This is a genomic window from Ruegeria sp. CF8 (assembly GCF_056537285.1).
In genome coordinates this window covers 67,936-77,933 of record NZ_JBQFRG010000012.1, presented here as the reverse complement: position 1 = coordinate 77,933, position 9,998 = coordinate 67,936, and the positions used below count along the sequence as shown (strand labels likewise).

The following is a 9,998-nucleotide window of genomic DNA, read 5'->3' as shown; positions in this document are numbered from 1 at the left end:
GTCACTTATCCTTTCGTCTGAGCATCTACGGCACCGGCAATGGCATCCGCATCCGCTTCGCCGCCAAGTGCTGTGACCAGTTCGGCAGCCGTGTCCTTGGCAACCACTTGAATGCTTTCCAGCGCACCGGCACGGATTTCGGCAATTGCCTTTTCCGATTCAGCCGCTTTTGCAGCGATTTCCGCATCCGCCTTTGCAATCGCGTCATCCAGACCAGCCTGAATTTCGGCGCGGGCTTCCGCTGCGATACGCTGTGCCTCAGAACGGGCATCGGCCAGCGCCTTGTTGTAGGCTTCTTCAGCCTCGACCGCCTTGGCCTTCAGATCTTCGGCCGCAGCCAGGTCGTTGGTAATGGTCCCCTGACGTTCAGCCAGGATTGCCGCGATGCGAGGCAGAGCCACGCGGGACAGGACCAGAAAGATGACGACCAGCGTAATGACCAGCCAGAAAATCTGGTTGGGGAACCAATCGAAGCAGAGCTGCGGCATACCGATGGCAGAGCCATAGGAGTCAACGCACGAGCCAGCTACTTCTTTCGTAATGGGTTCAGTCGCCATGATGTCCTCCGTCGGAACGTTGTCTTTACAACAGGTGGGCCGCTATGGCTTGGGCCCACCTGCGCGTAAGGATCAGGTTCCGCAGATTAGACGGCGAACATCAGCAGCAGCGAGACCAGGAATGCGAAGATCCCCAGGGCTTCTGCGAATGCGATACCGATGAACAGGGTTGCGGTCTGCGAAGCAGCCGCCGAAGGGTTGCGCAGGGCGCCGGCCAGGAAGTTGCCTGCAACGTTGCCCACCCCGATTGCGGCTGCGCCGGAACCGATTGCTGCCAGGCCTGCGCCGATGTGTGCGAGATCGCCTTCCATGATGTATCTCCTTACGAATTGGAAGTTTCGATGTTTGAGTATCGGACCTTAGTGCGAAGGATGCAGCGCATCTTTCAGGTAAACACAGGTCAGAATGGTGAATACGTAGGCCTGAATGAAGGACACGAGGACCTCAAGACCATACATTGCAGTAATCGCCAGAACGGACACGGGCGAGATCACGGCAATCGCGGCAAAGCCTGCGAAAACCTTGATAACCGCGTGGCCTGCCATGACGTTACCGGCAAGACGAATAGAGTGGCTGACAGGGCGTACGAAGTACGAAATCAGCTCGATAATCGCCAGGATAGGGCGCAGCGCCAGCGGCGCGCTGGACACCCAGAACAAGCCCAAAAAGCCCGCGCCATTCTTGACAAAGCCCAGAATGGTCACGGCCAGGAACACAGCAAGCGCCAGCGGGATGGTCACGGCGAAATGCGATGTGGTGGTGAAAGACGTCGGGATCAGGCCCAGGAAGTTCGCGCAAACGATGAACATGAACAGTGTCATGACATAAGGGAAGAACTTAACGCCTTCCTTGCCACAGATGTCTTCCAGCATCTTGTAGATGAAGCCGTAGGTTAGTTCCGCGACAGACTGCATCCGGGTGGGGACAATCGCGCGCTTGGACGTGGGCAGCACCAGCAGGGCAATAACCGCAAGGATCGCAAAGAACAGCCACAAGGTCACGTTGGTGACTGTGAACATGCCGACAGCACCGTCGCCGAACAGCGGCTTGACGATGAACTGATCCATCGGGTGGAATACCAGGCTGCTGCCTTCTGCTGCGGTGGTCTCAGTTGCCACGTTCAGTCCCTCTCGTCCTTCTCGGCAGCCGTTGCCGCCGTTTGTTTCTCTTGAACCTCTTTCGCGCTGCGGAGCATAACCTTCACGCCCGCGACAAGGCCCAGCAATGTGAACAGCACCAGAAAAATCGGGATCGTCCCGAGCAGGCTGTCCAGCCCGTATCCGATGCCAAACCCGATCCCAAGACCGGATACCATTTCGATGACCATCCTCCAGGCAAGCTCGCCCCCGGATACGTCAGCATCTGCACGGGGCTTTGGCGCTTTGGCCTTTTTCACCGCTTCGATCTTGGCCTCCAGCTGCGCCATACGCTGCTTTTGGTCGTCATCGGTCACGGGCGTTTCCCTCGTACAGTCTTGGGCATGGTGCTAAGGCGCGACGGGCGCAGAGTCAACGCTCTTGAACGCCCTGATTGACGCAGGTTAAGATATTGTTTTTAATTCACTTAATCGACGCCGACATGATGCCGGAGAGTCACCGAAACCTTCCCCAGCCTCAAAATGCATTGAATCTGCATATTCAACCAAAGAGTTGATTATTCGCGCAGGATGGGTTGGCCGCGCAGGTTTGCGCTTTCGTCCAGCAACCACGCGCGGAAGGCCTGCACCGTTCTGCGACGCACCGCACCAGCGCCCAATACCAAGCGGAAGCTGCCCTCGCGGAACCCAATGGGAAAACACCGGATCAAGCGACCAGCTTGCAGATCACTTAGGACACAATCTTCAGACCCCAGAAAAACGCCCAGCCCGCTAACGGCTGCCGTCAAAGACAGATCCGTTTCCATTCGCCAACTGTTCACGCGGGACTCTGGCATTTCAAACCCCGCCAATTCTGCCCAGCGCGGCCAAACTTCCCCGATCCGGTCGCGATACAAACGATAATTCAGCACCTGTTCGGGGCTGTCCCACCCCTCGGGCCTAAGATCCGGTGTGGCGTAGGTAAATAGTGGTTCGTCGCTGATCAGGTCGGACGGAATATCCAGCACACCCCGATGTGCAAACCGGATCGCCAGATCCGCGTCATGTCGTTCGACATCTGCCAACGCCCGCGAGGCCTCCAGCCTTAGATCGACCCCCGGGAACGCTGAATAGAACCCCGGCAGCCGGGGGATAAGGTATTTCATGGCGAACAGCGGCTCACAACTGATGGTGAGTGTGCCCTCGGGCCTTTGACGAACGATCTCAGTGGCCTCCGCGATTTCATCAAGGGCACTCATGACACGCAACAGCAAGCCGCGCCCTTCCAAGGTCAGTTCGACACCACGCGGCAAATCCCGAAACAACGAGACGCCAAGCCGGTCCTCCAACCCACGCACATGGCGGCTGATAGCAGAATGGCTGACGTTCAACTCTTCGGCTGCCCGGCTAAAGCTTTGGTGCCGCCCGGCTGCTTCAAATGCTTTCAATGCGTTCAAGGGAGGTAGTGTTCGAGCCATGCTTTATATGTGCTTTTTTAGCACATAATAAGTCAAGTAATTGATTTTGATTGACCGCTCGATTTGACGCATTTTTCCGCAAAAACAGCGATAAAGGTGTCCTCATGGAAAAAATTCAAACAAGTTTCTCCGTTATTTCATATCTGTTTTTCAAACATATACTGCGGAAATGTCGCCCGGCTTCGCGCTCTCGGAAAAACGCAACACCTTTGCCGCCAAACGCGCACATGGCCCGTGACATCGGCCTGACCACAAGCGCAGCAGAGCAGTTAAACCTGCGCTTCCCCACCGACACCTATCGCCATCCGATGCTGTAACGCCCTTTCCGCCCCTGCCCCAAGCGGTTATGACAGGGCAATGACTAATCCGCTCGACACTGTGTTTGCTGCCCTCGCCGACCCCACGCGCCGTGCCATTCTGGCAATGCTGCTAGAGGACGACATGGCCGTGACAGATGTCGCAGAACCTTTTGAGATGTCATTGGCAGCGATCTCAAAACACTTGGTTATCCTGACCAAAGCCGGGTTGATTTCTCAGGAAAAGCGCGGGCGGGTGAAATGGTGCAAGCTGGAGCCCGACGCCCTACGCGCCGCTTCGGTTTGGATGCAGGGGTTCGGACAATTCGAACCCGTCAATCTGGACGCGTTCGAACGGTTCCTGGAAGTTGAGCTTCCGACGTCGGACGACGCTTAACGCACCACAAAAACCGACATGCTGGCATGTTTGGCCAGATAACCCGCGTGACTTGAAAAGATATAGTCCGTGATCCGCGGAGCGTGGGTTCCCACGATGATCAGATCAGCGCCCAGCTCTTCTGCGGCCCGGGTCAGGTCGCTGTCTACTTCGGCGGCGACGTCGACAGAATGAATTTTGCGAGTGGCAACCTTAGCACCGCTTTCGACGGCGAGCGTTTCAGTAAACTTCGCAAGATCCTTGTCGATCTCGGCTTCGGTTGTTGTGGATTCACCCAAATGGGCACCGGTGACACTGACCAGAGTGATTTTAGCACCTTGCCATTTCGCAACTTGCGCCGCGATATCAGCAGCTTTACGGACTTCGGGCGGCAAGTGCCGGTCTATCGGCAGCATGATATGCTTAAACATAATCTCCTCCTCTCACCTAAATCTCAGTGTATTGGAGGGACCTGCCCCGAACCTTGATCTGGCTCAACAAATTCTACATTTGGAATGCATTTGAGATTGGAAGCACCTTCTAGCGAAAGTGCAGCGCTATTCTGCGGTCCTTCGCACCGGCATTGCACGCGGCGCTTCCTCTTTCAACAGCATCAGCAGAGCGATGACTGTCAGCGCAACACCGCCCAATATCAAGCCTGTGGGTACAGCTTTGCCCAAAGCGATTTCCCACAAAATAACCCAACTTGGCACCAAGTAGGTATAAGCCATGACCTTTGCTGACGGCAGCCTCAAAGACGAGAACTGCACCAAGACAAAGCTGGCAGCCGTTGCAAAGAACGAGATGTAAAGCAAACCGATCCAAACGATGGCCGGCAGCGCACTCCAGTCGGTTGCTCTCAGATCAGACCAACCGAACACGGTCAGCAGCAGGCATCCGGCGACCAAAGTGCCAAAGGTGAACACCACGGCCGGTTCACCACGATTCAGTTTGCGAACCATCGGTGTATAAATTGCGTGGGCGACGCATCCCCAGAAATAGATGATCTCACCGCTCCCTATCTCAAAGGCGCGAAACATCTGCCAATCGGCCCGAAAGATCACCCACAGTGCACCCACGGCCCCAATGGTCAAAGCCAACGCCATACGCGGTGTGGTAATCTGTCGTAACAGAACCCATCCCGCGACTGCTGAGACAACCGGTGTCAGAGTGAACACCGCAGCAGCGCTGACCGGTGGGGCCGTTTGCAATCCGTAGAACATCAGTACGAAATAGGTGGCAAACAGCCCACCCAACACCAGGTAACGCCACGGGGCTTGCGCGGCGCTACGCGGCAAACCAGTTGTGGCCAAAGCCGCCACGCCAATCACCACAGCCGCAATCGCAAATCGGACTGCATTCAGCGCGGCAGGCGCAATTTCGTTCGCGATCATGGATCCCAACGAAAAACTGCCCGCAACTAGAGCTGAGAAGGTCAGCATGGCCAGATGACCACGCGCCTGAGGGTTCATGGCTGCCAGCCTTTGGCTTCTTCTTTGAGAAAACTGAGGAACGCCTGCACCTTGGTGGTGCGGTGTAAATCCACGTGAGTCACAAGCCACAGGTTCCCGAACCACTCAGGAAGCGGGTCCATCACCTCGACCAGGTTGTCGTGGCGGGCCGCTTCCCAGCGGGCCATGAAACCTATACCCGCCCCGGCCAGGACAGCTTCGCGCATGCAAAAGTTGTTTGTACAGCGGAAGGTTATGCGACCGGCGGGAACAGTTGCACGTAGCCAACGGGTGAACGGCGCGCGGCTGCTTTCGTCGTCAGAACTGACGAAGTGATGGTTGCCGAAATCCTCAATACCTGACGGTTTACCAAAGCGTTCGACATATGCGGTGCTGGCGTAAAGGCCGACTTCTTCTTGTCTAAACGGTTGTACCACGTTGTCGGGCTGATCCGGGGCTGATCCTGCGCGGATCGCCACATGCGCCTCGCCGTATTCCAGACGGAAAAGCCGGTCGCCGGTCAGGTAACGCACGATAAGATCCGGGTGCATCTTTTGAAACGCCGTGAGTGTGGGCACAACCAACGGCGCGAGTGATCCTAGCGATGTCACTACTAATTCGCCTGAAACGTCATCGCCCCGACCCTTCATCCGACCAACAAGCTGGTTGAACTGGTCTTCGGTGGCCTGTGCGACGCGCAACAGATCGTCGCCTGCCTCGGTCGGCGTGTACCCTCGTGCGTGACGCTGGAACAATTTTACACCCAGCCGTGCCTCGATCGCATCAATGTGGCGGATCACAGTGGCGTGGTGAACACCAAGAACTTCGGCCGCGCCGCTGACCGTCCCCATACGCGCCACCTGATAGGCGGTCCTCACTTCGTCCCAATTGTCCATGGCAATAACATCACTGTGCAATTTCCAACAATAACTGTTGATGTATCCGAGTTTTGTTCACAAACGCAATAATCATATTGGGAGCAGGACAAGATTTCCCTGACCCAAAGGACCTGAACAATGACTAAAACCATCCTTCATATCGACTCATCCGCCCGCCGCGTGGACTCGACGACCCGCGATCTGTCCGGCCGTGTGGTCCAGCAGCTGGGTGCAGAGCGCATCATCCGCCGCGACCTGGCCACACCCCTACCGCTTTTGACCGAGGACTGGATCGCCGCCAACTTCACCCCGGCCGATCAGCGCGACGATGTACAGCGTGACCGACTGGCCCTGTCCGACGAACTGGTGTCCGAACTGCAAGACGCCGACACCATCGTGATTGGGCTTCCGATCTACAACTTTTCGGTTCCTGCCGCATTCAAAGCCTGGGTAGACTTGGTTGCCCGCGCGGGTTTGACCTTTTCTTATAGTGAAAACGGCCCCAAGGGTTTGCTGGAAGGTAAACGCGCCATTCTGGCGATTGCCTCGGGTGGTGTACCTGTCGGCTCCGAAGCGGATTTTGCCACCAACTATGCCCGCCATGTTCTGGGCTTCATCGGCATTCATGACGTAGAGGTTATCGCTGCGGATCAGATGGCGGTGAACCCGGAAGCTGCATTGGAAAGCGCCCGGAAGGCCGTTGCTGAACTGGCAGCCTGATTGGCTCTGGTCAAAAAGAATTGAAACGTCCAGTCTGCCGGTAATTCAAAAGAGCAGGCTGGACGTTACTTATGAAGAAAATCGGCATTCTGGGCGGTGTGGGCTGGGCTTCGACCGTCGATTATTACCGGGCCATTGCAGAAGGCGCAGGGCGCCACTTCGCGCAACTGGGTCAAGGCTCTCCTTTACCAGTCCCGCCCATGACCATTGAATCCGTCACTCAGGCCAAGACACGCGCTTTGCGCGGTGTCGCCGGGGATGAAGCAAGCTGGGCGGAATTTGACAACGTGTTCCGCGATGCTCTGCTGACTTTGGAACGCGCGGGCTGCGACTTCGGAATCATCGCCTCAAATACGCCGCACGCCCGGCTGCACGCAATCCGGCAAGGCGTTTCCATGCCTATTCTCAGTATCTTTGACGCAACCGCCGACGCCACGGCAAGCACCGGCGCATCCAAGGCTTTGGTCTTGGGAACTTCTGTGACGATGCGGGCCACGAACTACGCAGATCGGTTGGCTGCCGAGGGTATCACTGCAAATAATCGCCTGCCCGAACCTGAAATAACCGAGATGCAGGCCATGATTGACAGCGACTTTTATGGAGGCGCGTCCGATACGGCGCGAGCGCGATTGCTTGCCTTTTGCAACAAACACGCAGCCAGAGGAACGGCAATTCTGTTGGCCTGTACCGAGCTGCCACTGGCGTTTCCGGCCCACCTTGATGATCCGGTTTTTGAGGCGGAAGGGCACCTGTTCGTCAACCCATCAGCCGCACATGTCTCTGCTGCGCTGAAAGAGGCGCTCGGGTGATCAGGGCAACCAGGTCACCTCACATCCGATGCGATCAAAGAAAGCCATCACGTCAGATTGCTTGAGGGCCACCGTGCGATCATTGACCAGCGGATGCATGTAGATCACTTCGGCTTGCCGGGCCGCTGCGTCCATAAAGAAGCGGACATTGTTTTGAACCCCGTTGATCATCGCCAGCGGACTGACTGCCCCGGGACGAATGCCGAGATTCTGCATCAGCCGGTCTGCCGACCCGAAAGACAGGTTTCCAACACCCAGATCCGCACCCAGCGCCTTAAGATCGATTTCGCGGTTTTGTTCGAGCGTTACCAAGTAGTTGCGCTTTTTCTTGTCGCGCAAATACAGGTTCTTAACCCGTAACGCATTTTCGCCGGGAACCATGAACTGATCTTCGACTGCTTTCGAATCCTCAACCGTGCGCAGCGGCACATGCGTATGCAGACGATAGGCCAGACCCCAATCATCCAGCTGCGCCAGCAACGCATCGGAACTCAATGGTAATGTGTCCTGAAAAGCGGATGAAGCGTCCATACTGGTCTCCTTGCACTGAATTTTCCGCGCTGTGCCACAGAACGCACCAGCCTGCAATCAGTGATCGGGAAGACCCTGTGTATCCAGTTCTGTAGGATCTGTTTGTCGCCTGCGCTCAGTTTGACCAAAGGCCCAAGCGCTGCGCTTTGCTTCAACAACACCGGAAAGTGCTGTAGCGTTCCGCCATGAAAGTCACGCGAAACACCCCTGACCAACTGATCCTGTCAAACACGCCATGGTTCATCGGCATCACACTGGTCTTCTTCATACTTGCCTTTGTAGGTGCCGGCCTGTTCATGGCCAGTGAAGGTGGCGAGGGCATTTGGTTCGGCCTTTTCTTCGCTGTTTTTGGGGGCGGAATGGGCCTGGGTGCTTTCTGCGCGTTTGTTCGACGCGTTCAGGTCGTGTTGGATCGTCGTGACAACAGCATCTTGATCCGCCGCCAATCCGTATTTGGCTATGAGGCCGTCGAACATACGCTGTCCAGCTTGTCTCATGCAGAAGTCGAAAGCACGAAATCCAGAAACGGCAAGCGCACGTCGACGATGTATCGCCCGGTGCTGATACTGGACGAGGGAATGAGCGCCGGCCGTCATCCCATTGTCGAGGCATATGTCAGCGGGTCAGGCTCGCATCGGCTGGCTGAGGCTGTGAATGGCTGGCTGCCCGCGTCCAATCAGGGTGACCAAGACGTCAGCGTGGGCTAGAGGTTAAACCGCGTTCCAACCACAGACGTTCTTCAGGTGAAACCAGCTCGGACATGCGTGCGTCGTACCTGGTCATGTCATCAGTCGTCAATTTGCCTTCCCACTTGTTGCTGGTGCCCGAAGAAAAGAACTGAGCGAAGTCGTGAAACCCGCTGGTGAAACCGGGAGTTTGCTCCAGACGTTGCGCATTGTTCTTCATCGACCCGAAACTGCCTGCCTCGGCGATGTCATTGATAAGCTGCGGGCTGATCTCGACATCCATGATGTTGGCTAGGCGCGCGACTTGTCCGGGCAAATCGCGGCTAAGCTCTGCGTAGTGCAGGAAATGAATATTGGGCAATTCACGGAAAGCCCAAAAAGATCGGAAATGATGGACAAATGATCCAAGTGTCAGATCGTCGGTGCCTTTCGATGAAACGGGACGATCCAGAAACATGGAAAACGCTTCTGAAAGATCATCGGGAAAGAGGTAATCCAACCAATCGGCCTTCATATTCTCGACATGACTGCGCATTGAGAAATGCACGTCGACAGGATGGCGGTGCACAACCAGATACTGCGCATCAGGCGAGAAGGTAATTCCATCCAGCGGCGTATGTGTCTTGATGCAGCGCCGATGGGTTTGCGCGCCCAGCGTATTTGCCTGCTCAACACGGTCGCGAAAGCCGCAATCCAGCCATGGCGATATCTTGTTGTCGTATACGCTGGGATCGGCAGTTTGCGTGATCAGCATTCTCACCAATGTCTGCGTCCACGTGGTGCCGCATTTGGGCGGCGTGCATACGAAGACGTCGTCAGACCGTATCTCGAAACCGGACCAGATATCGGTGTTTGTCACCTCACCAACATAATCCGTTGTCTTTTGCGGAAGATCGTCCCTCATCGTCCTCTCCCCGAATTGGTTTCGATCAGAGTACCCTACACCAGCAGGCTTCACACAGCTTATCTTGACTCACCCGGCCCCAGGGCGTAAACGACCGCCAAACATCCGGAAGCCTTTCGATCTTCCGGTCCCTTGAGTCGTTCAGGGATCGCCCCCCACCAGCGAGTTTCGCCCGTGGGGGCGATTGTGTATTTAACCGGTGTTTCCTACGTAGGAAGTGCCATCAGATAACCGGCT

General features: G+C 56.2%; 15 protein-coding genes. 5 read left to right on the top strand and 10 right to left on the bottom strand.

The window, feature by feature from the left end:
* Window positions 1-5: 5 nt before the first annotated feature.
* The 5 genes from ACR0EV_RS21510 to ACR0EV_RS21490 all read right to left on the bottom strand — a co-directional run bounded on the left by ACR0EV_RS21510 (window position 6) and on the right by ACR0EV_RS21490 (window position 3,110).
* Window positions 6-557, bottom strand: a complete 552-nt coding sequence (locus tag ACR0EV_RS21510) for a F0F1 ATP synthase subunit B' (RefSeq protein ID WP_171096175.1) — start codon at window positions 555-557, stop codon at window positions 6-8.
* Window positions 558-643: 86 nt separating this feature from the next.
* The gene (locus tag ACR0EV_RS21505) at window positions 644-868 is read right to left on the bottom strand and encodes a F0F1 ATP synthase subunit C (protein ID WP_005981269.1); all 225 of its coding nucleotides are present in this window, start codon (window positions 866-868) and stop codon (window positions 644-646) included.
* 48 nt (window positions 869-916) lie between these two features.
* The gene (locus ACR0EV_RS21500; RefSeq protein WP_480801966.1) at window positions 917-1,675 is read right to left on the bottom strand and encodes a F0F1 ATP synthase subunit A; all 759 of its coding nucleotides are present in this window, start codon (window positions 1,673-1,675) and stop codon (window positions 917-919) included.
* 2 nt (window positions 1,676-1,677) lie between these two features.
* Window positions 1,678-2,010 (bottom strand): AtpZ/AtpI family protein, encoded by a 333-nt coding sequence (locus ACR0EV_RS21495; protein ID WP_480801965.1) that lies wholly within the window; start codon window positions 2,008-2,010, stop codon window positions 1,678-1,680.
* Window positions 2,011-2,210: 200 nt separating this feature from the next.
* Complete coding sequence (locus ACR0EV_RS21490) at window positions 2,211-3,110, bottom strand: LysR substrate-binding domain-containing protein (protein ID WP_480801964.1); 900 nt, start codon at window positions 3,108-3,110, stop codon at window positions 2,211-2,213.
* A gap of 50 nt (window positions 3,111-3,160) precedes the next feature.
* Here ACR0EV_RS21490 and ACR0EV_RS21485 point away from each other — a divergent pair, with 50 nt between their 5' ends.
* On the top strand, window positions 3,161-3,427 hold the full coding sequence (locus tag ACR0EV_RS21485) for a hypothetical protein (RefSeq protein ID WP_480801963.1): 267 nt from the start codon (window positions 3,161-3,163) through the stop codon (window positions 3,425-3,427).
* Between the two features lie 40 nt (window positions 3,428-3,467).
* Window positions 3,468-3,803 (top strand): ArsR/SmtB family transcription factor, encoded by a 336-nt coding sequence (locus ACR0EV_RS21480; protein WP_480801962.1) that lies wholly within the window; start codon window positions 3,468-3,470, stop codon window positions 3,801-3,803.
* Here the strand turns inward: ACR0EV_RS21480 and ACR0EV_RS21475 are convergent.
* The 3 genes from ACR0EV_RS21475 to ACR0EV_RS21465 form a co-directional block, all read right to left on the bottom strand.
* The gene (locus ACR0EV_RS21475) at window positions 3,800-4,213 is read right to left on the bottom strand and encodes a universal stress protein (RefSeq protein ID WP_480801961.1); all 414 of its coding nucleotides are present in this window, start codon (window positions 4,211-4,213) and stop codon (window positions 3,800-3,802) included. The genes ACR0EV_RS21480 and ACR0EV_RS21475 overlap by 4 nt on opposite strands.
* Before the next feature lie 126 nt (window positions 4,214-4,339).
* Window positions 4,340-5,254 carry a DMT family transporter gene (locus ACR0EV_RS21470; RefSeq protein WP_480801960.1) on the bottom strand — a complete coding sequence of 305 codons (915 nt, stop codon included), beginning with the start codon at window positions 5,252-5,254 and terminating at the stop codon, window positions 4,340-4,342.
* Complete coding sequence (locus ACR0EV_RS21465; protein ID WP_480801959.1) at window positions 5,251-6,129, bottom strand: LysR family transcriptional regulator; 879 nt, start codon at window positions 6,127-6,129, stop codon at window positions 5,251-5,253. The genes ACR0EV_RS21470 and ACR0EV_RS21465 overlap by 4 nt, the downstream gene beginning before the upstream one ends.
* Window positions 6,130-6,249: 120 nt before the next feature.
* Here ACR0EV_RS21465 and ACR0EV_RS21460 point away from each other — a divergent pair, with 120 nt between their 5' ends.
* Together ACR0EV_RS21460 and ACR0EV_RS21455 are read left to right on the top strand one after the other, a co-directional pair.
* The gene (locus ACR0EV_RS21460; protein ID WP_480801958.1) at window positions 6,250-6,831 is read left to right on the top strand and encodes an FMN-dependent NADH-azoreductase; all 582 of its coding nucleotides are present in this window, start codon (window positions 6,250-6,252) and stop codon (window positions 6,829-6,831) included.
* A 71-nt stretch (window positions 6,832-6,902) separates the two neighbouring features.
* On the top strand, window positions 6,903-7,640 hold the full coding sequence (locus ACR0EV_RS21455; RefSeq protein ID WP_480801957.1) for an aspartate/glutamate racemase family protein: 738 nt from the start codon (window positions 6,903-6,905) through the stop codon (window positions 7,638-7,640).
* Here the strand turns inward: ACR0EV_RS21455 and ACR0EV_RS21450 are convergent, their stop codons facing one another.
* Window positions 7,641-8,171, bottom strand: a complete 531-nt coding sequence (locus ACR0EV_RS21450; RefSeq protein ID WP_480801956.1) for a prolyl-tRNA synthetase associated domain-containing protein — start codon at window positions 8,169-8,171, stop codon at window positions 7,641-7,643.
* A gap of 185 nt (window positions 8,172-8,356) precedes the next feature.
* On the opposite strand from ACR0EV_RS21450, the gene ACR0EV_RS21445 reads away from it, so the two are divergent.
* Window positions 8,357-8,878: a hypothetical protein gene (locus ACR0EV_RS21445; protein ID WP_480801955.1), complete on the top strand. Its 522-nt coding sequence runs from the start codon at window positions 8,357-8,359 to the stop codon at window positions 8,876-8,878.
* Here ACR0EV_RS21445 and ACR0EV_RS21440 read toward each other — a convergent pair.
* Window positions 8,865-9,761, bottom strand: a complete 897-nt coding sequence (locus ACR0EV_RS21440; protein ID WP_480801954.1) for a sulfotransferase domain-containing protein — start codon at window positions 9,759-9,761, stop codon at window positions 8,865-8,867. The genes ACR0EV_RS21445 and ACR0EV_RS21440 overlap by 14 nt on opposite strands.
* Window positions 9,762-9,998: the final 237 nt, after the last annotated feature.